Origin of the sequence: Rossellomorea aquimaris (assembly GCF_020171925.1) — a bacterium.
Taxonomy (GTDB): Bacteria; Bacillota; Bacilli; order Bacillales; family Bacillaceae_B; genus Rossellomorea; species Rossellomorea aquimaris_F.
This window is the reverse complement of sequence record NZ_JAIVAR010000008.1, coordinates 42,730-64,601: the sequence shown is the minus strand read 5'-3', so window position 1 is coordinate 64,601 and position 21,872 is coordinate 42,730. Positions and strand designations below refer to the sequence as shown.

Below are 21,872 nucleotides of genomic sequence, written 5' to 3'. Positions count from 1 at the left end.
AATCTCATTCCTACTTTTTAGTCACATGTAACCGTGAAGCCTTTCGGACTGCCGATGCGTGCTGAAGCTTCAGACTTAATCGGGCTAAGCAGTTTATCTGACACTGTCACATATTGTCCTTTTCGATCCGTTTCTACATATATACGAAAGTCTTCCGGTATGAACCGAATATCGACAAGACGGTCATTCTGGTTCTCTTTTGCATATCTTTCTGCTGCTTCCCTTGCCCCGCTCAGGTTGTCTCTTACAGATTTACAAGCAATCTCACTTACTTCATCCTCTTCAAAGAAAAACTTCAAGGCAGAGTTGGCATCCACTTCTACATCCGAGTCCTTTAACCATTCTTTTATATCAGAAGGCATCCTTCGACCGAGGTCGGCTTCAACCTGATCGATAAAGTCTTCCAGTAATTCATCAGGAGTCGGCAGATCTTCCGGTTCCCCATCATCACCGGAACCTTCTTTACTTTCTCCTTCGTCTTCAAGAAAATCCTCAAAATCTTTCCTTAAGTCATCTAGCTTTTCTTGAGTTTCGTCTCGAAGATCCTCTCCCAAAGATTTCCCAGACTCCTTAACGGCTGCAAGTGCCGCTGCATCCGCTCCGGTTTGGGTGACACGCTTATTGATGAATACACTTGAAAAATCAAAGAAAATAAAAGCGATGAAAATAGCGGCAATCAGCATGCCGATCATTAATACCAGCATGCCGCTGCCTCTTTCATTGGATATATACTTTTTAACTTTAATCATCAGTATCAGCCTTTTCTTCCATTGGCATGACAGCATCAGCCGTGAAATCAAACTTCATTTCATGAATTAGCGGTAAGGAAATCACTGGAGCTTTTACTTTCACTTCTACTCTGGCTTCCTCATCCCCTGGACCACCGGAAATTTCCGCTACATGAATTCCAAATGCAGAGTTACGGGCGACCTGTTTCCAATTCTCATCGTGAATCGCTGCGGCTCTTGCACCATCCCTTGCAGCACTTTCAGCTACTACAATGGAATATGCTATTAATGCCACCTGCCAAATGATCAACATACCGAGAATCACCAGCGGAAACATGGCTAGGAACTCGATGGCTTGTGATCCCTTTTCATTTTGAACATGTTTCTTAAAAAGCTTTTTCACGATTGTTCACTCCAATTTCAATTAGCTTCCGCCGCCACCGCCGCCAATTTTATTGATCATTTCCTCAAGTTTACTCACAATTGTTCGACCAATGGAGGTGTTATCTCCTACACCTGAAGCAATGGCTCCCATGACGGCCAAAACAACTAGGCCAAGTGCAACCCATTCCAGTGCCTGGGCCCCTCTTTCATTGTTTACATAGCGAGAATAAGTTGCGTTTGCTTTTAACCACATTTTCGTTAACATGTTATTTCCTCCTAATTTTTTGTAAAAGTAATCCTTCTATCGAAGGAAAGATTCCAAACCAAAAGCTTCCGGATTGTAGATGATGTTCAATACCAGCAGCCCAATGATCAACCCGAATACTGCCGGGGCGACAAAGAATGTAGTGACGAGGGTAATCTGAGGACTTGCCTTTGCCGCTTTTTCCTTGGCAATGAACCCTCTGTTCGCCCTTAAATCATCCGCCTGCAGCTTGAATGTCCTTGAAACAGGGACTCCCAATGCGGAACCCTGGATCAGAGCATTCACCAATGTATGCAGTTCTTTTGATGAATTTCGCTCTGTAATATGTTCATAAGCGGAGAGACGGGGAACACCCAGTTCGACTTCTTTATTGAATCGATCGATCTCTTCGCTCAAAGGACCCTCAAACTGTTTCGTAACCTGCTTTAGTGCTCCGTCCAGACTGACTCCGGCGTGAAGTGTCACGCTCACGGTATCGAGAAAATCCGGCATCATCACACTGATGGTCTCCTGCCTGTTTTTTGCTTTGAAATAGAGCCAGGCACTAGGACCCGCGAATCCACCAAGAATGGAGAAGAGCAATACCTGGAGAGCAAAAGGCATTCCTAGGAAGCTGTAAACACTCCCAAACCCCAACCCGATAAGCGCCAATACAAATCGCACCCCATAAAATGATTGAAGATCCATCCCCAGGGGATTTCCTGCTTCTTTCAGCATCTTGTCATGCTTCTCCACATTGGCGAAGAATGGATATTTTATCCCGACAGGACCCGCTTTGATTCCCCATTTAATGATCGGTACCATGATCCGCTGTCTAAATGAGACTTTCTTTCTTTTCTTTTTAGGATTATACCCTTGTGCCAGCAGGAGGTTCTCCCTTTTGGCGATATAAAGGAACAGGTAGACAAATCCCGTGAAAAGCATAATTAATATCAATGCAATCATAACGATTGAAAAAAATCCTACTAGTTTCATTCTCTACACCCTTATATGCGTCAGACGCTTGATTAATATGAAGGCGAACATGACAATCATGGTAAAGACAGCAAAGAGCAGTAAGCCAAATGGAGTGAAGAGAACATTCAGGAACCCTTTAATGAACAGGTTCATCATCAGCGCCATCAGAAACGGCATGACGACGAGTATATAGGCGACCGATTTACTCTCCGCTGTAACAGTTGCGATTTCTTTATGCACCCTGCTTCTTTCTTCAAGTGTCTCTGCCATCGTTGAAAGCACCTCTGCCAAATTCCCTCCGACCTTTTGTTGAATCAAGATCGTGCTGACAAAAATATTGATGTCATTACTTGCTATCCGCTCACGGAATTCATTCATGACCAGCTCGAGGCTGTCCCCCAGCTTCAATTGATGATCCATTTTGCGGAACTCTTCAGCACTTGGTTCTTTAATGTCCCTGCTCACCATTTCAATCGCCTGAGGAATGGTCTGACCTGCCTTTATCCCGTTACTCATCATCCGGCAAATTTCCGGCAGCTGATTATTGAATGTCTCTGTTCTCTTGTTTTTTCTGGAGTTAAGGAGAAGCTTGGAACCAAGCAAAATAATAAGGTAAGCGAATAACAGGGACATCAACCAATATAGACCAAACAGAAAGCGATTCAACAGAGTCAATGCACCAATCGCTAACAGATAAAGGCTCATATATTCAGAAGGTTTTAAGGGAATACTCCCTTGGATAAGCTTCTTCTCCAGTTCTTCAGATAACTCAGAACCATCGAATTTATCCCCAATCAGGAAGACGAAACTCCGCCTCTCATTGAGCTCTTCACTCTCAAACCATGAATCTACTCTTTTCTTGGTATCTTTCATACTTCGATAAGAAATGAAATAAAAGACGGAAACGGCAAAGGTAAACATGCTTGCGGCCAAAATGATCCATGCCGGGTTCATGTGAGAACACCTTCAGTTAAGATTGATTTATCAAAATTGATTCCATAAGAAACAAATCGTTTATAGACATTGGGAATATATCCCGTTGGGACAAACTCTCCTTCAATCGTCCCGTCTGCTTTAGTGGCGGTGCGATTGAATCTGAAAATGTCCTTTGCAAATATTTCTCCGTCTTCCTCCACTAGCTCTGCGATATTGACGATCCTTCTTTTCCCATCTGAGAATCTAGACGTCTGGACAATCAAGTCCAGCGCTCCTACAAAATAGCCGCGGATGACGTCTACCGTTAATGGAAGTCCGGACATGATGACCATCGCTTCCAAACGCCCCAGGGCATCTTTAGGGCTATTGGCGTGAACCGTGGTCAAAGATCCTTCATGGCCGGTATTCATCGCTTGCAGCATATCGATGGCTTCCGAACCGCGGACCTCCCCGACGATGATTCTGTCCGGTCTCATCCGTAAGGCGTTTTTAACCAGATGCCTGATGGTGATTTCTCCTTTCCCCTCCATGTTCGGCGGTCTTGCTTCAAGCCGGACCAAGTTATCATAGGAGAAACGAAGTTCTGCCATATCCTCAATAGTCACGATTCTTTCCCCGTAAGGGATGGAGTCTGACAGCACATTCAATAGAGTTGTCTTACCACTTCCCGTCCCCCCTGATACAAGGATATTGGTCTTGGCTTTCACGGCAGCCTGGAGGAATTCACCCATATCGCTGGAGAAACTTCCGAATGATTGGAGATCCTGCAGCTTGAATGGGTCTTTCTTGAATTTCCTGATAGAAATGGACGCTCCGTCTATACTGACAGGCGGGATGACGGCATTTACACGGCTTCCGTCCTGCAGACGAGCATCCACCATAGGGGAACTTTCATCAATCCTTCTCCCCAGGGGTGCAATGATCCGGTCAATGATGTGACGGACATGTTCATCATCCTTGAACTTTACATTCGTTTCCTCAAGCTTACCGCTTCTTTCAATAAACACTTCGTGTGGACCATTCACCATGATCTCGGTGATGGATTCGTCACGCAGCAATTCCTCAAGCGGGCCGTAACCCACTGATTCGTTGATGATTTGCTGAACGATTTCTTCTGTTTGATCATTCGGAATGATGACTTTTTCTTCATTTATCATCTGTTTTACAAGCCGTTCGATGGTCTTTTTACGTTCAACAGGATTCATGGTCGTGATGTTTTCTAAGTTCGCCTCTTTGATCAACCTGTTTTTATAATGCCTTACCCAGACGTCGACTTGGCTTTGGCCCACATTCCATTGAGTTTTTGTCGGTCGTTGTGACGCAGCTTTTTCAACCCAGGACATGCTATCACCTCATTTCCTGATTTATGGTCTCTTCCACATATTTTTTCATATCTTTTGAGGTTTTCGAGCTTCCTTTATCCTTCTTCTTTTTGAAGAAGCTTACCCCCATATTCATGTAAGGCTGAATTCCAAAGAAATCGGAGGAAATCGTGCCATCTATGTTCTTTGCGATGATTTTCTCGATATCTTTCTTATGCAGCTCCGACTTGGGATGCGTGCGATTTAAAACGATGGAAAGGGTTCCGTTCACCCCCAGCTGAAAACGTTCAAATAATTCATTTGCATATTTAAAGCATCTCATCCCCAGGCTGTCTGGGGTTAGGACATAATGAATTCTGGTGGCTTCACTCAAGCCAGTAAACGTAATCGAATTAATGGTGGATGGCAAATCGAGAATGATATAGTCATAGTGTGACCTTGCCACTCTGATCAACTTTGAGATTAATTCGTCCGATATTTCTTCTGCCTTTGCCGGGTTGGATGGCCCTGTAATAATTGTGACGCCATTTTCCTCATCATCTATGGCGATGTTTTGCAAATGCCTCATTTCCATTTCATCCATAACCGGTATAAGGTCATAATATGAACGTGGAGGCTGCAGACCGAACAAACTGTCTATGGCACCAAACTGAGCGTTTAAGTCCACTATCAGCACTTTTTGTCCATGGTGGACACTAAGTGACTGGCCCATCATGGCAGCCAGAAGGGTTTTTCCGCTCCCCCCTTTGGCACTGTAAAAGGCATGTACTTCTCCACTCCCATATCCAATTTCCGTTTCTCTATGAAATTGAATTTGCTGCTTACTCTCTCGGATTAAATCTTCCAATCTATTTTGTTCTTTAGGAAAAACAACAAGATCCTTCGCTCCAGCGGTCAGCCACTCCCTTGTTTGGTCAAAGTCTGCAGTTCGCGAAAGACCAATTACATAACTCGAGCTTGTAAATTGGAGTTGATTTGGGTACTCAACCGTGTCCACATCTACGAAATAATAATGGTAATGTTGCTGATTTCCTATGGTTTTCTTCCACTCAGGAGTGACAGTCAGATCTAACTGATGCTTTCCCTCAAAATCCTTAAACCGTTCACTCCATTCTTGATCTTTTGTTATTAGTATGGCATTAAATTTACTCACAATGTCGCATCCTTCCAGATCCACATATTTTCCTCATGCTGCACTTTAGCAACAGAGCCAATTAGATTTCAGGTGCATTATTGCCCTTCTTGCTTTTTTTGATCAGCTGGCTGGGCCGGCTTTTTAGATTCATCCTTTTTCTCATCTTGTGTTTGTGTTTCTTTAGGCTGCTGTTTCGGCCGCTCTTCCTTCTTTACCTCTGCTTCCTTTTTTTGCTCTGGTTGAGCTTCCTTCGATTCATCCGCTACTTGGTTGACACGCAAGACCCTGATTTGTTTAGCGAAGTTTTGGTAGTGTATCAGCTGTTCAGCTTCTTCTACCGATAATGAAATTTTGATTCTTTGTCCTGGTCCATCTTCCTGTTCTTCACCAGGGCTTTCGATTTGAACAACCGGTATATTACTTAACAACCTCTTTGTTTCAAGTTTCTTATCGATCTCTCTTGAAACAATGATATCTACCTGATCTCCTTCTACTACGTCCTGATCAATCAGGACAATTTCTGTAGCATTCAACCAGACAACTCGCTCATCAGCAGGGATGTTGACCTTCTCCCTCACCAGGGTCCCTGTCAGGATATCATTCTCATTTATATCAACTAGTGAAATAACATTTTGTAATTCTTTTTCATCCGTTATGAAAGATTCATATGCACTGCTTTTCGGAAGTTCTATCCACTTGATATCTTCTTCCAAATCAATTTCATGATAGGATTTAATATCCTCAGCAGCTGCAGCTACTTTCACTGTTTCTCCAAGACGTTCCTGTGCCTGGCTGATTTGGACAAGAATGACTCCGGCCGCCACAACCGCCAATATAAAGGATAGTGATAAAAATATGATGGCTTTCCTTTTCGAGTCGATCATCGACTGTTCACTCCATTATTCAAAATTTTCTTGTTGAAGAGGATATAAATAAATATTCTGGCTGTTAATCGGAAACGCACTTTCTTCAAGTTTGAAATACTCTCCATTGATCTCATTAGCTTGGAAGTCATGATTAGAGGTTACCAGCCATCTTTCCCCAGGGTGCTTCCGCATAATTTCCTCCACCAGTTCACCGATGGAAGAAGCACTGTTTTCCATTACTCTATTTTTGATCAAGTAATATTTTTTGGGCTTCTTTGTTCCCATTTTCAAATAAAACCTTTCCTCTAAATACTTTGAATTGGAAGTTATGACATATCCCGTTTGACCACTCTCTAACAGAGCAGGAATTTGGTTTCTGTTAGAGAGTAAATGCAGGGCCAAGCCTCTATGGACTGTCCCATTTACAAGATAGAGATGTTGGTTGGGATAGAACCAATTCTGAAATCTCTTTACCCATTCGGCGTTTATCGTGTGTTCATCATAAATATAAAGAACTTCATGGTCCTTCATTGCCCACCCGTGCACTTCCTCAAGAAGCTCTTCAGTCGAGCCAATAGCTAATGGAAGTTTTCTCATCCCCCAACCTTTCTTAGCTTTTGCTATGGCATCTGACAATGAAATATCTTTCTTTAAAGATGTGGGGCGAATTTGAACTTCCGTTAATAGGTTTTTAGGTAAGCCTAACGATTCATCGACTACAATATACATCCTTCACCTCTCCCCTCATCATTCCATCGCCTCAAACAAACTCTCCCTCTCACTCTTCACTTTCTCCCTTGCTTCGATTACAAGATCTTCTGAAAAATCCTCTAACGTTTCAAGTCTTTCATTTGCCAGGTCATCCACTGCCATTGATGTATCTCGGTCGATTTTTTCCTTATCTTGCAGGTATGAGATGGCCTCCTCAAAAATACCCCTTTCAGCTAACGAAAGTTCATCAAACGTCCTGCCAAGGTCATCCACCTGCTGTTGAAGGGCTACGGATCTGTTATTGATCTCGATTCCGCTGGATGCTTTATCAAAGTTTCTTTCGATTTTCTCCACTGCGTTATCAAGTAGCTCCTGGAGTGAATTCTCGAGTTCATCTTTGCTGTTAACGGTAGCGTACTTTCCGTTGCCGGCTTCGGCCGCTGATTTTAGCTGCTGTTGGCCTTCATCGTAGACATCGAATCCTATGATGTTTACTGTTGCCTTCAAATCTGAGTCTGCAAGTTTACCAGCTTCTTCGACAGGATTGCCGTCGCAGGTTTCGACGCCGTCGCTGACGACATACACGATGTTCTCGGTGTCATCACCCGCTTTTTGTTTAAGGTCTTCGTAAGCTGACTTCAGTGATGATCCAAGTGGGGTCCATCCGCTTGGTTTAAACTGTGTCAGTGCTTTATCAAAAGATGACTGATCATATGTATCTGGTTCGTATATAAGCTCATCGCTTGAGCAGGATAGGTTTTTATCTTCGTCAGAACCCGTTCCCTTATGTCCATAGACTCTCAGGGAGATGGTCGCGTCATCAGGAAAGCCTGCAGCAAATTTGCCGACTGCTTCTTTGGCTAATTCCATCTTCTGGCCGCCGCTCACTTCTGCAGCCATGCTCCCGCTTGAATCGATCAGGATGACCACATTCTTTTTCTTTTCTTCTTTTGCTGCGATTTCGTATTCCCCAAAGTCGGGATCATAATTTTTCAAAGCATCGTATGGTTCTGTATAATCGAGTGCGAACCAACTAACAATTCCGTTGAAGATCTCTTCTTCACTCAGCCCTTCGACCGGGAAATCCTTCATGATATCTTCCATCTTATCGATATCTGTTTCTGTCCCGTTTTCAACCTTTTTGACAACTTCCTGCATTTTTCCCCCGTAAGGCTGCTCTACGATTTCTTCTGCTTCTGCCGGGGCCTCAGGGAAATTCGCAGCTGCTTTTTCTTCTGTCTTTTTAGTTTCATTGGGAGCTGGTTCTTTTTTGTCTTTATTTGCGGTTTCTTCTCCTGAACAACCGGCCAGGCCGATCAAGGAACAGCTGATCAAGAGTGCTGCCAATTTCCTCATATGCTTCTCTCCTTTTGTCCTGATGATATTTATGTATCTCTCAATTCCTTTTCATTAGACCCATATACGAATGGGAAATGAACAGGATGTCATTCCCATCCCAAAATGATACAAATGAATCACGTTTCAATATTCTGGAATTAAATCAACTCTTATTTACCACTAATTTCACGTTTAAAAACCTGACTGTCACCTTTTGTTCATGAATTTTTCCTATATATTAATTATCATCAGGTGGAACGAACGTCAATGAGTGCCGGAGAGTGTCGAATCCCGTCTGTTAGTTTGGGACTAGAAGCACATGTTAGGAGATGCGCTTACATAGGTATTAAGTTCTAAACCTAAAGTTATAATGTTAAATTTTCAACCGTTGAAGAAGTTCAATACGTGGTAATTTTTAGGTGGTTTATTACAAATGTTAAATTTAGTAGGTAATTGTAATTATTTGTGTGGTTTTGATTTTTGAAATACCCCACCCCATACAGAAAGCTCCCCGATACGGAACGGGGAGCTTTCTAGGATTCACTATCTATAATTTGGGATATTTTAGTTCGTAATTTGTTCAATTAACATGTTTTCTACCTTATCCAACAAAGCTTGTGGTGAGATAACCGGTTCCCCACCTCCTTGGATGAAGTCTTCTCTTCCTCCACCTTTTCCATTGACGAGGGCGAAAATGGCGGGAGCGAGTGTTTTTAAGTTTTGGTCAGCCTTCTTCCCTTTTGCTCCTACGACCTGGAGTTTGTCAGCGTTATGGACGGCAAAGAATACAACCGCTTCTTCTGTATCCGCCACAATCTCACGTGCTAATTGTTGAAGCTCCTGGACGGGACGGTTTTGATAGGCTCCTTTGATAAAGGTCGCCCCATTTGCAAGCGGCATGGCCATACCTTGGAGTTCTTTCGCTTCATCTTTTAAAAGTTCCTGCTTCAACTCGGCTATCTGCTTTTCCTGGTCCTTGGCTTTAGCAATCAGCTGGGAGGCAGCGTCTTTCATTTTGTCCTGTGGAGATTGAAGAACGGATGTCAGTTCCTTTAAGACTTCGTTCTTCTCGTGAAGTTGCCTCAATACCCGGTCCCCGCACACAAATTGGAGCCGGATGTGCCCTTTATGCTTCTCCCAGTCGAGGATCTTGATGGCACCGACTTCTGATGTGGAGCGTGGGTGCGTGCCGCCGCAGCCGTTGTAGTCAAAATCAGGGATGATGACCAAACGGACTTGATCGGATACGGCAAGATCTTTACGAAGCGGGTACGCAGCCGCTTCTTCTGCCGTCATCCATTTCGTCTCGATCGGTCTTGCCTTCCTGATCACTTCATTGGCTAATTCTTCAGCTTTCTGGGCATCCTCCCACTTCATCCTTTCAACAGCGAGGTCGATGGTCAGGATGTCTTTCCCCAAATGAAAACTGACCGTTTCATAATCGAGCGCTTCCGCGAAGGCAGCGGATAGGATATGCTGCCCGGCATGCTGCTGCATATGGTCGAAACGTCTCGTCCAATCGATTTTTCCGGTAACCGTTTCAGCTCGTCCCGCAATCCGCGTTTCAAGATAATGACGGATCTCCCCGTCCACCTCTTCAACATCCGTCACCGGAGTTCCATTGAGTGTCCCTTCATCAAATGGCTGGCCACCTCCTGTCGGATAGAAAGCCGTTTCTTCCAGGACAATGAACGGACGCCCGTCTTCTTCCTGCCCCTGTCTCGTGATGCTCGTCTCGAATCTTGTTATGTATGCATCATCATAATAAAGCTTCTTTGTCATCGTAAAATCCCTTTCCTTCCTTTTTTCTTACTTTATCATATTAGGCTGCTGTACTTCTCACCAAAACATCCCAGTCCTCATAAAATAACAGGAAAATTCCATGGTTTCAGGATGGGTCAACCCTTCAGGAACCAGCATGAGAAGGTGAGAAAATGAACTTTAGCAAAAACACGATTACAGCAATCACCTCCCTGTTTATTCTCCTTTATTTAGCGACTCTGATCTTCTTCCTTAGGGATGGAAGTCATCGGGTGGGGGGCGATTCCAACATGACTTCATCCTCGGGTCAATCCAATGCAACGATCACGATTCATACCAATGTCCAAAATAATATTTACGGCAATTCTGATGTAGAAACCACTATCACCAATAACATGACCAGTAACACCGATTATGATATCCGAAATGATATTGATAACTTGGCAGAAGGAAACGGAGAGTCAAATTTCTCGAACACCATCGACAATCAATTTGAAGGGAAAGCAGAAGGGACTCTTTCCAACTCCCTTAAAAACTACCTGAACGGAAGCGGTGGCTACGGGTTGGACAACAACGTCCTGAACAATCTCGGGGTCAATGTCGATGTGAAAGTCACGAATGATGTAGGAAACGAAACGAATGGCCGTAAGAATGATGGCGGAGGAGGAAACAATGGAGAAGGAAATGAAGGCGGGCAAAAGCCGACACCGGAGCTCGTCTGGGGCATCGATTCCGCCAGTGAAACAACGGAAGATCTTTATGCGTGCGTAAGGGAGAACTTCGGTGACCCTGAAGTATTCGGACGCTATCTCATAACCCGAGACGGGGTCTCGCGCGGCTTAACCGCTGAACAGGTGGACCTGATCCAATCAAAAGGGGACTATATCCTTCCAATCTATAATAATTTCAGCGATGCGACAGGATTTGAAAATGGCGTGAATCAGGCAAATGCCGCCATCAAGGGGGCAAATGATCTTGGAGTCCCTGAAGGCGTTGCCCTATTCGCGGATATCGAGCCGACGTACCCGGTAGATTCAGAGTTTATCAGAGGCTGGTTTGAAACGATGGCCTCCTCGAAATATGAATCTGGCATCTATGGCATATTCGATCCCGACAGAGCCTTATATAAAGCGTACAACCAGGCAGCGGAGCGAAACGGCAATCTATTGAAAGAAAATTATATCTGGACGGCTTCCCCGAATGTGGGTATCACCACGCAGGCAGAAGCCCCTGATTTCGCACCGGAAGCCCCGGACAATTCACTTGCCCTTGGCTGGCAATACGGCATCGACGCCGAGGCATGTAATATCGATACCAACTTATTTGACGGAGATTTACTAGAAGTCCTTTGGAAACCCTGATTCCCCATGAAAAATGCAGCCGCCCATTTAGGTGCGGCTGCATTTTTTTGTTAATAGCGTTCCAATGTATCGATGAGCATATTCCAAAACTTTGCATGGTCGAGCTTCATGGCAAAATTGACGTTGGGCTCTTTGCCCGTCACTCCATTTACGTCCACCAGTGTCATCCCGTAGGTGAGTTCACCTTTCGTTTCGATGTCGACCCGTAGCTTTTTCGTTTCCACAACGGTCGGATCGATGCAGTAAGCGACACTGCACACATCATGGACAGGCGGATGCTCAAAGCCGAAGAACTCCAGGTATGTTTTCCTGAAATACGTCAGGAGTTCACTGACAAAATTAGCGGGTTGGTTGCCGATCCCCCCTATACGGCGGGAGACGTCATGATCCGCGAGCGCCTGATGAGTGAGATCCAGCCCCATCATCGTAATCGGAACGCCGCTCTCGAAAACCACCTTGGCAGCATCTGCATCGACATAGATGTTGAATTCAGCAGCCGGAGTCCAGTTGCCGAACGTCCCACCGCCCATGAGGACAATTTCCTGTATCTTCGAAAGGATCGACGGCTCACGCCTCATCGCCATCGCAATATTCGTCAGTGGCCCGACAGGCACTAGCGTGATATCTCCGTCTGATTCCATCAATGTACGGATGATGAAATCAACCGCATGCTCTTCTCCTGCCTGTTTAACAGGGGCAGGGAGGACTGGACCGTCCATGCCGGAGTCGCCATGAATATCCGCCGCTGTTTCACGTTTTCGGATAAGGGGCTGACTGTTCCCCTTCAGAACGGGGACATCTATCCCTGCAATCTCACATACTTTCAGCGCATTCAACGTCGTCTTCTCCAACTCTGCATTCCCCGCCACGGTCGTTATGCCGATGAGGTCAATCCCCTCATGGCCTGCCGCCAGCAGGATTGCGATCGCATCATCGTGCCCGGGATCGCAGTCAAGAATCATTTTTCGTTTAGTATGTGTCTTCATAGAAGATACCACCTTTTCTACAAGTCTGGTTGATTTAGTACTCCACCCCATAGCGCGTATGGGTCTTTTCAAATTCAGCCGGATCCGGATCGAAATATTCCTCATTGAAATCCGCCACAAATTGATCATCCTTGATGTAGCCCGATCCCCATGTTGGATCCATCGTCAGCCACTTTCCGTCCACTTTCGCTTCGACCCATGCATGGCGCTGTGGCCACCAGCCGCCACGTGCCATCCCTTCAATGAATCTCGCTTCAATATCGCTGGCCCGTAAGAGAGCAACGGCCAGATACGCATAATCCTGGCACACACCCGTTTTTTCATCAAGCGTCTTGAGCGCGCTGTCATCCCACTCAAATTCTGAGTTATCAAGCTTTTGCACATCATAACTTACGTTTTTGGCTGTATAGTCATAGATTGCCTTCGCTTTTTCACGGTCATTCTTTTTACCTTCCGTCAGCTTCTGTGCCAGCTCCTTGATCTCCGGTGCCTCGGACTCCACTCCCCTCGATGGCAGGAGGTCTCGTTTATCCTCGCCGGTCGACTCGACCTCGAATTGTGCAAAGCCATAGAACCTGAACGAATTACTGAATTCTTCCTTGATTTCGGGAACGCTCAGCGTCACCTCATACGTTCCCGGACCGAATCGCAGATAGAAGGAGTCATCAAATGTAAAGTCCTCAACGGGAATGACATCGAGCGCCTCATCCTCGCCTTTCTTCGTCGTCACATAAATATGGTCGGTTTCCGGTCCGAACTCCGCTTCCGGATCGATCGTCCCTTTTACCGTGTACATCCCGTCCGCTTCGTCCCCGCCGTATTGAGGCGATTCCAACGTGACGCCGCGTTCCCGGTACGTGCTTGAGTAATCGATCGGACTCATCGTCCGGTCGGATTCATTATCAATCAGAAGACTCGTTGCCGTCTGGTAATAGTTCTCCCGTTCTTCATCAGGGACGAGCACTTCAAGTTCATGGACCCCTTTTCCATAAAAAAGCGGAACATCATAAGAGAATGCGCCATCCTCCACCGGAATCACGTGCGTCCAGGTATCACTGTCCTTCCTCAGCTTCAGCATGATCGTATCTTTATCCGTCAATTCATCCGCTTTTCCCTTAAGGGAGAACACTTCATTTCCCTTTTTGAAGCTCGAATCCACGTCCACTTCCACGCCTGCGTTGCGGCCGAACGGCGTAACCGTCACATCCCGCTTCTTCTCGGGATTCACATTATGTACGGTGAAAGAAGCCGTGTCGTAAAAATAATTGTCCCGGTCCTTACTCGGCAGCTGGATCCTTACACTGTATTCGCCTTCGCCATTGAAGAAATGGATCGATTCTTTGAACGCCCCATCCTTAATCGGGGTGTAATACTCAAGCTGATCCCCTGCAGCTCCTTCTTCCTTTGAACGGACCTTGATCCAGGCATAGTCCGATTTCAATACGGAAGCCTTCTCGATTTCCCCTTTAATGACCACTTCCCCATTCGCTGCGAATTCCTTATGGGAGGGTTCATCCAATGTCACACCGATCTCCTCACTGTAGGAAGTCAACTCGATCGGTTCGAGTTCAAGCTCGCTGTTCTTCTCCTTGACGAGCTTTTCGTATTTATCTTCTTCCTTCTTTTCCTCTTTTTTTGCTTCCGAGTCAGCCGAACTGCTGCAGGCCGAAAGGAACATCAAGCTGGCCATGAAGCAAAGCAGCATGATATGAATAGGATTTTTTGTTTTCATCTGGTTCTCCTCCATTACTCTCCATTTGCATCGTTTAATTTATGTACGTGTCAGACAATAATTGGTTTCTGATGCTTTTTTACCATTCTGAAGGTGTTTGTAAACCTGTTCAAGTGGAATTTTTTGGATTTATTTAAAAAAGAAAAGCCCGCCATCTTAATTTGATGGAAGGCTTTGTGCACTAATAATACCGCAATTGATTTCCGTGGAAGACTTCGCTTTCAGCGGGTGACCCGTGAGCCTCCTCGTCATGCGAGAAAATTGTCCAGCTCCAGGGCTTAGAGGCACATGCCACACGCCTCTGAGCAAAGCCCTTCCGCTTTTCTGTTAGGAGTCTTCGTCTTCCACTCCAATCAATTGCTGGAACTGGTTGTTTTAATCTTACACCTTAATGACCACCAACAGAATCCACATGGTTTATGTGGTTTTTGTTTAGGAGGATAAAGACGACCGATAGTAATACAAATCCCGCTCCTACGATGAATGGGAGGCTTGGGTTGTAGTGTTCGGCTAGTTTACCTGCCGTGAATGGTGCGATGGCTCCTCCGATGAAGCGGAGGAAGCTGTAGGCTGCCGATGCCGTTGACCGTTCGACTGGTGCCGCGTTCATGACGGCGGTCGTGATCAATGTGTTGTTGTTACCAAGGAATGCACCCGCGAGGATCACGGAGACGATGACGACCCATTGTGTCGTTGTCCAGAGTCCCATGGCAAGAAGCAGCAAGGCGAATAGTGTAAGCATCGCACACATCGACTTGATCGTTCCGAACCGCTGTTGCAGCTTCGGTGCCATGAACACGGAAGTGACGGCTAGAAGCATCCCCCATCCGAGGAACACATAGCCGAGACCGTGCTCATCCAGCCCCATCACAAATGGCGCATAAGCGAGCAGCGTGAAGAAGCCAAAGTTATAGAGTGCCGCGGCAATCCCGAATACGAATAACGAACGGTGTTTCAATGCACGGAACGGATCCGCCAGTGTCGTCTTCGTTTTGGGTTTCATTGAAGGATCCGCTTTTGGCATCAGCACGCTCAGGCCGATAAAGGCGATAACCATGAGCGTTGCCACCCCAAGGAACGGACCTCTCCATGAAATCGCACCAAGCCAGCCCCCCAGTAAAGGTCCGACTGAAATACCAAGTCCGATGGCAGCTTCATAAAGGATGATTGCTTTGGCCGCTCCGCTATTTGAAAGCGAGACGATTGCCGCTAAGGCCGTCGCCACGAATAGCGCATTCCCAAGTCCCCAGCCCCCTCGGAGTCCGACAAGCGTCCAAATATCGTTGGACAATCCACCAAGTGCTGAGAAGATCGCGATAATGACAATGCCTGAAAGAAGCGTCCCTTTGATGCCAATCCTTGAGGACAGCATCCCGGTGATAAGCATCGCCACTGCCATCACGGCATTATAACTAGTGAATAGCAGCGTGACCTGACTTTGCGTAGCATCAAGCTGAGTAGCGATCGCAGGCAGGATTGGATCCACGAGACCAAGTCCCATAAACGCAATGATACAAGCAAAAAAAACAGCCCAAACCGCTTTTGGCTGATCTAAAATCCCTTTTTTATTCACATCGACCGGATCCAGCATCGGCGCTGATGACGGTACAATTGGTTGAGTAGATGACATACCCATTCCTCATTTCTTCTATTATATGATTTAAACTCCACAATTTAGTTGTATGATGAAAGTTTATATTTGTATTATACAACTAAATGTCATCACGTCAATAACCTTCTTCTTTTTAATGTGGTATCATAAAACATATAACTTGTTATTGCGGGGTTATCATAATGAATCAAAACCATTTAGAAAAGATCGAATTGGAGCTCGCCATCCTTATCCGCCGGGCCACCAATCTCTCTTCCCATAAAAAACTGGGCGGCCTTGACCGCTCGGCCTACCTGTTACTGCGGCGGATCGCCAATAAAGGCGCAGCCGGCGTAAAGGTCCTGGCAGAAGAATTCATGCTCGACATTTCCACCATCAGCCGACAAGCAGGGGCGCTTGAACAGAAAGGCTACCTGTACCGGATACCAGACCCTTTGGACGGCAGATCCTATAAGCTGGACGTTACGGAACTTGGGACCACTGTCTTCAAGGAGCATAAACAGGCTCGTCTGGAACGGATAGCAGAGAAAATTGAGGACTGGCCAGAGGAAGAGCGCGAAGCTTTTGGAAAGTTGTTGAAGAAGTTTAATGAGTCGTTGATCGTGTGAGTTTTTTGGGGGAGCTGAAGCAGCTCCCTTTTTTTGTTATTGCATCATACCGACACTATGATGAGAGTGTATATTATCTTCTACGCGGTTTTACTGGAGTGGGTTAGCAAAAAGGCGATCTATTGTTAACCGGATTACCAGATCTCTTCAACAATGTCCCTTGGCCACTTTTACTTGCATTGAAATACATTTAGGTAAAGAGAATTCATTAAATGCAATAAACATATAATGAACCATTATGAACTCCCGGAACTTGCTTTTCTTTAAGTGGAATTTTGCGCTTACAGATTGAAGTGAAGAGGTGTGAAAAATGAATCATTTTACAGGAACGCAATCCCTTTGTCATACATTTGCAGCGAGCATTGGCGGCTACACAATCCTCCCCATTACGCCACAATCCCCCTTCTGCACAGTTGGCTTATCCCAACGTATTGAGGTAAATATGTTGGGAAGATCTGCAGCTGATTCTACCATGGTAACAGATGCTTATTTTGACTTTGGGAATTTCGATGAACAAGGAAAAGCGCTTATTATTGGACGTATCCCTGTTGAGGAACGGAACATCTCGACAGTTACGGACCTTTTGACAAGACAAGGAATCAGACACAATGTTGTCCATGGTTATTTATTTAGTGAACCAAACCTTCCAATTGTTTATGTAGCCAGTATTGAATCGCCTATCTCTTTTGCCTATCGATTGTTACCTGTTTTAAAAGCATTGCCAATTGGATCAACTCATCGGTCAAATACGCCTACCGCTTTAAATTTCAAAAGTACATGTAAGCAAGTAAGTGACATTATGGGAGGCTTTTTAATACCTTACCCAACTCAGCAGTCCTTCTGTAGTATCGCAATACCTCAACATCATCAATTAAAGATATTAGGTCGATGTGCCTCTCAGTCTCCAACCGTGACAGATGGAATCTTTAGTTTTGTCAGTATGGATTCACAAGGATACGCCCTTAATATTGGCCGCATCCCTGTGCAGCTTAAAGATACAAATGTTGTCATGTCGAAATTAACACAACTCGGAATATATTGTAATTTTGTCGTAGGATTTCCTTGCAGTATGCCTATGCTACCTTATGTTTATGTTCAACAAATTGAGGAACCTGTTGTGTTTGCTAAGAAAATTCGTCAGGTACTTTATGGCTATGGTTAATACTAAACTATCTAGGAATGAATATGACTTTACCTTTATTGATCGTTAATTCTCGCTAAAGGTTCTCTACTCGTGCGGAAGCTGAAACCCAACAGGGCGATGCCCTAGGAGGCTCAACCCACGCCCTACTGAAAATAAGCACCTGCAGCGGAAATCACGTACTTCTCACTTTTTCAAAAGCAACAATCTTTACGAAAACAGTTCAAAAGAATCGGGTATTCAATTGAATGATTACTCAATGAAAAACTCCCATCGTTATAAAACTGATGGGAGTAGATGTTCATTATTATCCATTTACTAATTTAGATCTAAGTTTATTTGAGATAAACTCAATAATTAAAATCAGAACGACTAGTCCAATCAGAATCGACCCAACCAGTTCCCATTTATAACCCTGCATGGCGAAAATAAGTGGTGCACCGATACCACCAGCACCAACCAACCCTAGGATGGCAGCTTCACGCATATTCATGTCAAAACGGTAAATCATGACCGATAGAAAAATCGATAATAATTGAGGGATAATGCCATAGCGAATTTTCTCAAATGTATTACAACCAATCGATGTCATTGATTCAAGGACCTTTACATCCAACTCTTCAATCGCATCAACATATAATTTGGCAAGCATGCCGATAGATGTGATTCCTATCGTCAATACTCCCGCAAATGGTCCAGGGCCGGTTACACGAATGAACATCAATCCATATACTAACGCGGGAATGGTTCTGATAAAAATCAATAATAAACGTGTTAACCATGCGATTGGTTTTGGAACAATATTAGATGCTGCTAAAAACGCCAATGGTACAGCCAAAACCGCACCTACAATCGTTCCTAACAAAGCGATGGCAAGAGTTTCCCATAACAAATATAAAACGCCTCTGTCAGTCATATTAAATAGGAACTCAGTATCTGGATGTAGAAGTCCACCGATAATATTAGAAGCAATTTTCATTCCGTTACTGTCCAATTGAAAGCTTATCCCAGTAATTGACCACCCTAGAAGAAAAAGAATGATTGCTGTTACCGTAAGGATGTAACCATAATTACGCGGGGCAGCCAGGAGCTGCTTTTCTACTGTCGTCATACCACGAATACTCCTTTAAATTAACTTTTTTCTAAAGTGTTCACTAACTGTTTCAATCAAATATACAGTGATAACCAGCATGACGAAAATCATCCCTAAGCTTGAATAATCACGCCATCCGATTGTTTCATTGATAAGCTTACCAATCCCCCCTGCCCCTACATATCCAAGAATCGCAGCATAACGGACATTTCCTTCAAAACTGAATAAGGAAGTAGATAAATAACCAGGTAGTATTTGAGGAATTATGGCATAGCGAAAAGCTTGAACCCTTGTCATCCCGATTGATTCCATTGCTTCGAAAGGACCCATGTCTACATTTTCAATCGCTTCGTACGTTAATTTACCAACATAGGAAATGGTAAAGAGGAAAATGGCTACGGTTCCCGCCATAGCTGGCAGATCGAATACATAAGTGGCAATCAAGGCCGTTACAAGTGTGGGCATCGTTCTTAGAAGGCTAAGAACGGTTTTACAAAATGAAACAATGAGTTTATTTTTTATTATGTTAGAAGACGCAAGAAGAGCTACAGGCAAAGCGATGAGTGCCCCAGCAACCGAACCGAACAAGGACATCTTTAATGTAGTCATCAATTCAGGTAAAATCCCGTCTATATAGCCCCAGTTAGGTTTAAGCATTTCACCGATGATGATAAAAAATTGATTGATACGCTTGATGATCACTTCAAAACTAAATCCTGTTGCCTGTGCAGAATAATAAACTGCAATGAAGACAATCAGGAGAATGAAAGGTACTCGCGATCTTTTTTCCAGAACAACCTTACCGTTCTCTAACTCGATTCTTTTGGGAGGAAAGATTTTATCATACATGTGCATGACTCTCCTCTAAGGCAGCTTGTAATTCTTCTGGATTGCCAGCATAAATATCATTAAGAATCGCATCCGTCACCTTCGAAGATTCACCATCGAAGACGACTTCTCCTTTACGAATTCCAATGATTCGGTCTGCGTATTCCAAGGCTACTTCAACGTGATGGATATTCATGATGACAGAAATATTCATTTCTTTATTGATTCGTTTAAAATCGTCCATTACTAACTTTGATGTTACAGGGTCCAATGACGCAATCGGCTCATCCGCTAATATGATATCCGGATTTTGTGCCAATGTACGAGCTAGTGCTACACGCTGCTGTTGTCCACCTGACAATTGGTCAACCCGAATATATGCTTTATCAAGAATCCCTACTTTATCTAAAGCCTCTAATGCTTTCTGTTTTTGTTTCTTTGTGTATAGACCGGTAATTTTTCTCCACAGCGGATTATCAGGGACAAAAGAAACCAGGACATTCTTAATTACTGTCGTTCTTGTTACGAGATTGAAAGACTGAAAAATCATACCGATTCTTCGACGGAAACGACGAATTTGGTTTCCTTTAAGATCAGTGACATTCGTTTCATCCACTAGTAATTTTCCGTCAGTAATATCATGCATACGGTTGATACAACGAATTAACGTTGATTTACCCGCACCTGATAAACCGATGACCGCAACGAATTCACCTTGATCAATCTTCAAATTAATATCTTGTAAAGCTTTTGTACCATTGGGATACGTTTTTTCTACATTAATAAACTCGATCATGGGTATTACTCCATTCTTTTAAGGTTTCATGAAAATATGCTTTTCAGTATGAATGCGAAAAAAGGAGAACACCTTATTTTGGTGTTCTCTCTTTTATATAAATTGTAAATGTAACTAATGTTCCTGGTTAGTTTTTAAGACCTTTTAAGAATTCCTGTGCATCTCTCTCACCATCATAGTCAGAAGCTTTTGCCTTTTGGTAACCTTCATGACTATAGATACTGATTACTTCTTTACCTTCTTCTTTTTGAGCAATATTAATGAATGCGTCTTGAAGTGCTTTTTTCAGGTCATCAGACATGTTTTCTGAATTTTTACTAACAGAAACTGTATCGTTAAAAATTGGCTGAGTCACACCAATTACATTTGTTTCATCCCAAATAGATGCTGTGCGGCTGAAATCACCAGTCCATTTATCCACATTGTCACGACGTGCATCAGCATATGCAACCATGATGTCTACTTGCTCGGCAGCTAGTTTTGCAAATGAATCACCATATCCATTAGCTTGTACAACGTTGTCTAGGTCAGTAATACTCTTTCCGAATTTATCTTGTAACCATAGTGTCGGATAGATATAACCTGATGAAGAAGATGTTGATTGGACCGCCCAGTTAGCACTGTTTAGGTCTTCCCATGTTAACTCTTCACCATTGTTGATTTTGTCAGCAAGTTCTTTCCCTTTCTTTGAAGGGCCTGCGATGAATAATCCACGGTAGTAAGTAGCTTGCTTATCTTCCAATCCTTCTGTTGGCTTATTGTCATTCCATTCTTTAGGATTATCAGAGTCATTTGATAATGCTGCACGTGTTGCAGTTAAAATAACTTCAGCACCATCTTCATATAATACATATGTTCCACCTGGAATTAATCCTACATCTGCAGTTCCAGCCGAAAGAGCTTCCCCTACAGCTTCATATGTAGTACCCACATTGATTTCTACATTTTCAACATCAAATCCAAGATTGCCAAGTTCGTCTTTTAAAAGACCTTTAAGTGGCTCAGTTGCTGTTACAATTTCTTCTGGATCACGTGATGGGACGAAACTGACATTTAGTGTGTCAATCTTTGTATTTCCATTTTCACTAGTTTCTTTGTTCGCTTCATCTGTACCGCAACCTGAAATGATTCCAATAATGAAAAGAAGTGCAATAATGAAATTAAATTTGTTCTTCACAACTTTTTCCCCCGTATTTAATATTTGATTTCTAAAATGGAATTTCCAGAATAAAGTATAGCATATTATTCCTAGTTTATATTGTAAATATTTCGTAAATTGTAAATTTAATAGTACATTTGATCGATTAAACGA

21 protein-coding genes are annotated in these 21,872 nt (G+C 43.9%); 3 read left to right on the top strand and 18 right to left on the bottom strand.

Annotated features, from left to right (window positions below; translation table 11 throughout):
* Positions 1-17 precede the first annotated feature (17 nt).
* The 11 genes from LCM10_RS18730 to LCM10_RS18680 form a co-directional block, all read right to left on the bottom strand.
* Positions 18-749, bottom strand: a complete 732-nt coding sequence (locus tag LCM10_RS18730; RefSeq protein ID WP_224877823.1) for a pilus assembly protein TadG-related protein — start codon at positions 747-749, stop codon at positions 18-20.
* Positions 742-1,131, bottom strand: a complete 390-nt coding sequence (locus LCM10_RS18725; protein ID WP_224877820.1) for a TadE/TadG family type IV pilus assembly protein — start codon at positions 1,129-1,131, stop codon at positions 742-744. The genes LCM10_RS18730 and LCM10_RS18725 overlap by 8 nt, the downstream gene beginning before the upstream one ends.
* Positions 1,132-1,152: 21 nt before the next feature.
* The gene (locus tag LCM10_RS18720; RefSeq protein ID WP_224877818.1) at positions 1,153-1,377 is read right to left on the bottom strand and encodes a hypothetical protein; all 225 of its coding nucleotides are present in this window, start codon (positions 1,375-1,377) and stop codon (positions 1,153-1,155) included.
* 36 nt (positions 1,378-1,413) lie between these two features.
* Positions 1,414-2,352, bottom strand: a complete 939-nt coding sequence (locus tag LCM10_RS18715; protein ID WP_224877816.1) for a type II secretion system F family protein — start codon at positions 2,350-2,352, stop codon at positions 1,414-1,416.
* Between the two features lie 3 nt (positions 2,353-2,355).
* Positions 2,356-3,288: a type II secretion system F family protein gene (locus tag LCM10_RS18710; RefSeq protein ID WP_224877814.1), complete on the bottom strand. Its 933-nt coding sequence runs from the start codon at positions 3,286-3,288 to the stop codon at positions 2,356-2,358.
* On the bottom strand, positions 3,285-4,613 hold the full coding sequence (locus tag LCM10_RS18705; protein ID WP_224877812.1) for a CpaF family protein: 1,329 nt from the start codon (positions 4,611-4,613) through the stop codon (positions 3,285-3,287). Before LCM10_RS18705 ends, LCM10_RS18710 begins: the two co-directional genes overlap by 4 nt.
* Positions 4,614-4,617: 4 nt before the next feature.
* Positions 4,618-5,745, bottom strand: coding sequence for an AAA family ATPase (locus LCM10_RS18700; RefSeq protein WP_224877810.1), 1,128 nt, complete (start codon positions 5,743-5,745; stop codon positions 4,618-4,620).
* Between the two features lie 77 nt (positions 5,746-5,822).
* On the bottom strand, positions 5,823-6,611 hold the full coding sequence (locus LCM10_RS18695; RefSeq protein WP_224877809.1) for a Flp pilus assembly protein CpaB: 789 nt from the start codon (positions 6,609-6,611) through the stop codon (positions 5,823-5,825).
* Positions 6,612-6,626: 15 nt separating this feature from the next.
* Complete coding sequence (locus LCM10_RS18690; RefSeq protein WP_224877807.1) at positions 6,627-7,322, bottom strand: hypothetical protein; 696 nt, start codon at positions 7,320-7,322, stop codon at positions 6,627-6,629.
* Between the two features lie 18 nt (positions 7,323-7,340).
* Positions 7,341-8,660: a VWA domain-containing protein gene (locus LCM10_RS18685; RefSeq protein WP_224877806.1), complete on the bottom strand. Its 1,320-nt coding sequence runs from the start codon at positions 8,658-8,660 to the stop codon at positions 7,341-7,343.
* 546 nt (positions 8,661-9,206) lie between these two features.
* A complete protein-coding gene (locus LCM10_RS18680) occupies positions 9,207-10,424 on the bottom strand; it encodes an alanyl-tRNA editing protein (protein ID WP_224877804.1) in 1,218 nt (405 codons plus the stop codon).
* 152 nt (positions 10,425-10,576) lie between these two features.
* Between LCM10_RS18680 and LCM10_RS18675 the strand changes: the two genes are divergently transcribed.
* Entirely contained in the window at positions 10,577-11,764 is a 1,188-nt protein-coding gene (locus LCM10_RS18675) for a glycoside hydrolase domain-containing protein (protein ID WP_224877802.1), read from the top strand.
* 50 nt (positions 11,765-11,814) lie between these two features.
* Here the strand turns inward: LCM10_RS18675 and LCM10_RS18670 are convergent, their stop codons facing one another.
* From LCM10_RS18670 to LCM10_RS18660, 3 genes are all read right to left on the bottom strand, one after another.
* Positions 11,815-12,750: a nucleoside hydrolase gene (locus LCM10_RS18670; protein WP_224877800.1), complete on the bottom strand. Its 936-nt coding sequence runs from the start codon at positions 12,748-12,750 to the stop codon at positions 11,815-11,817.
* A 34-nt stretch (positions 12,751-12,784) separates the two neighbouring features.
* Positions 12,785-14,482: a transglutaminase domain-containing protein gene (locus LCM10_RS18665; RefSeq protein ID WP_224877798.1), complete on the bottom strand. Its 1,698-nt coding sequence runs from the start codon at positions 14,480-14,482 to the stop codon at positions 12,785-12,787.
* Positions 14,483-14,870: 388 nt separating this feature from the next.
* On the bottom strand, positions 14,871-16,073 hold the full coding sequence (locus LCM10_RS18660; protein WP_224877884.1) for an MFS transporter: 1,203 nt from the start codon (positions 16,071-16,073) through the stop codon (positions 14,871-14,873).
* A 200-nt stretch (positions 16,074-16,273) separates the two neighbouring features.
* Between LCM10_RS18660 and LCM10_RS18655 the strand changes: the two genes are divergently transcribed.
* A complete protein-coding gene (locus LCM10_RS18655; RefSeq protein WP_318247512.1) occupies positions 16,274-16,702 on the top strand; it encodes a MarR family winged helix-turn-helix transcriptional regulator in 429 nt (142 codons plus the stop codon).
* A 310-nt stretch (positions 16,703-17,012) separates the two neighbouring features.
* Positions 17,013-17,864, top strand: a complete 852-nt coding sequence (locus LCM10_RS18650; protein WP_224877794.1) for a DUF1259 domain-containing protein — start codon at positions 17,013-17,015, stop codon at positions 17,862-17,864.
* A gap of 286 nt (positions 17,865-18,150) precedes the next feature.
* Here the strand turns inward: LCM10_RS18650 and phnE (LCM10_RS18645) are convergent, their stop codons facing one another.
* The 4 genes from phnE (LCM10_RS18645) to LCM10_RS18630 all read right to left on the bottom strand — a co-directional run bounded on the left by phnE (LCM10_RS18645) (position 18,151) and on the right by LCM10_RS18630 (position 21,737).
* Complete coding sequence (phnE, locus tag LCM10_RS18645) at positions 18,151-18,954, bottom strand: phosphonate ABC transporter, permease protein PhnE (protein WP_224877792.1); 804 nt, start codon at positions 18,952-18,954, stop codon at positions 18,151-18,153.
* A 15-nt stretch (positions 18,955-18,969) separates the two neighbouring features.
* Positions 18,970-19,785 (bottom strand): phosphonate ABC transporter, permease protein PhnE, encoded by an 816-nt coding sequence (gene phnE, locus LCM10_RS18640; protein WP_224877790.1) that lies wholly within the window; start codon positions 19,783-19,785, stop codon positions 18,970-18,972.
* The gene (gene phnC / locus LCM10_RS18635) at positions 19,778-20,560 is read right to left on the bottom strand and encodes a phosphonate ABC transporter ATP-binding protein (RefSeq protein WP_224877788.1); all 783 of its coding nucleotides are present in this window, start codon (positions 20,558-20,560) and stop codon (positions 19,778-19,780) included. Before phnC ends, phnE (LCM10_RS18640) begins: the two co-directional genes overlap by 8 nt.
* A gap of 127 nt (positions 20,561-20,687) precedes the next feature.
* Positions 20,688-21,737: a phosphate/phosphite/phosphonate ABC transporter substrate-binding protein gene (locus tag LCM10_RS18630; protein ID WP_224877787.1), complete on the bottom strand. Its 1,050-nt coding sequence runs from the start codon at positions 21,735-21,737 to the stop codon at positions 20,688-20,690.
* Positions 21,738-21,872: the final 135 nt, after the last annotated feature.

Bases quoted from the DNA above. Each gene is read 5' to 3' on its own strand.
- LCM10_RS18730 (WP_224877823.1), bottom strand. From the start codon at position 749: ATGATTAAAGTTAAAAAGTATATATCCAATGAAAGAGGCAGCGGCATG.
- LCM10_RS18720 (WP_224877818.1), bottom strand. From the start codon at position 1,377: ATGTTAACGAAAATGTGGTTAAAAGCAAACGCAACTTATTCTCGCTAT.
- LCM10_RS18715 (WP_224877816.1), bottom strand. From the start codon at position 2,352: ATGAAACTAGTAGGATTTTTTTCAATCGTTATGATTGCATTGATATTA.
- LCM10_RS18710 (WP_224877814.1), bottom strand. From the start codon at position 3,288: ATGAACCCGGCATGGATCATTTTGGCCGCAAGCATGTTTACCTTTGCC.
- LCM10_RS18705 (WP_224877812.1), bottom strand. From the start codon at position 4,613: ATGTCCTGGGTTGAAAAAGCTGCGTCACAACGACCGACAAAAACTCAA.
- LCM10_RS18695 (WP_224877809.1), bottom strand. From the start codon at position 6,611: ATGATCGACTCGAAAAGGAAAGCCATCATATTTTTATCACTATCCTTT.
- LCM10_RS18690 (WP_224877807.1), bottom strand. From the start codon at position 7,322: ATGTATATTGTAGTCGATGAATCGTTAGGCTTACCTAAAAACCTATTA.
- LCM10_RS18685 (WP_224877806.1), bottom strand. From the start codon at position 8,660: ATGAGGAAATTGGCAGCACTCTTGATCAGCTGTTCCTTGATCGGCCTG.
- LCM10_RS18680 (WP_224877804.1), bottom strand. From the start codon at position 10,424: ATGACAAAGAAGCTTTATTATGATGATGCATACATAACAAGATTCGAG.
- LCM10_RS18675 (WP_224877802.1), top strand. From the start codon at position 10,577: ATGAACTTTAGCAAAAACACGATTACAGCAATCACCTCCCTGTTTATT.
- LCM10_RS18670 (WP_224877800.1), bottom strand. From the start codon at position 12,750: ATGAAGACACATACTAAACGAAAAATGATTCTTGACTGCGATCCCGGG.
- LCM10_RS18665 (WP_224877798.1), bottom strand. From the start codon at position 14,482: ATGAAAACAAAAAATCCTATTCATATCATGCTGCTTTGCTTCATGGCC.
- LCM10_RS18660 (WP_224877884.1), bottom strand. From the start codon at position 16,073: ATGCTGGATCCGGTCGATGTGAATAAAAAAGGGATTTTAGATCAGCCA.
- LCM10_RS18650 (WP_224877794.1), top strand. From the start codon at position 17,013: ATGAATCATTTTACAGGAACGCAATCCCTTTGTCATACATTTGCAGCG.
- phnE (WP_224877792.1), bottom strand. From the start codon at position 18,954: ATGACGACAGTAGAAAAGCAGCTCCTGGCTGCCCCGCGTAATTATGGT.
- phnE (WP_224877790.1), bottom strand. From the start codon at position 19,785: ATGTATGATAAAATCTTTCCTCCCAAAAGAATCGAGTTAGAGAACGGT.
- phnC (WP_224877788.1), bottom strand. From the start codon at position 20,560: ATGATCGAGTTTATTAATGTAGAAAAAACGTATCCCAATGGTACAAAA.